Raw genomic sequence first — 292 nt, 5'->3', positions numbered from 1 at the left:
CCATGCGCTCCTCGAGTGCCCGCTGAATTGGCTGCTCGAGAGAGCGGCCACCCTCACCTAACACGTCGAGGACGGTATCGGGAATCTCGTCCTGCGTGGTGTCGGTTCCCTCGAGTGCGCGCTGGATGTGGTCCTGGATTTCGGTCGCCGTTTCGGGGGAGTGCTCCGTGTCAGTGGAACCGTAGCCTGGAACGACGGGTTCGCCCGGTGGCGTTGCTTCGGGTGGCGAATGTGCATGTGCGTGTGGGTCCGGAGCGTGCGGGACGGGTGCTGTAGGGATACCAGCGGCAGG

General features: G+C 65.1%; 1 pseudogene. It reads right to left on the bottom strand.

The features are described from left to right. Window positions 1–280 (bottom strand): annotated as a pseudogene (locus C482_RS22585) (DUF4157 domain-containing protein); the annotation flags it as partial. Window positions 281–292 lie beyond the last annotated feature (12 nt).

This window comes from Natrialba chahannaoensis JCM 10990, from assembly GCF_000337135.1.
Taxonomy (GTDB): domain Archaea; phylum Halobacteriota; class Halobacteria; order Halobacteriales; family Natrialbaceae; genus Natrialba; species Natrialba chahannaoensis.
Note: the sequence above shows the minus strand (reverse complement) of the source record. Positions and strands in the feature narration are given on the sequence as shown.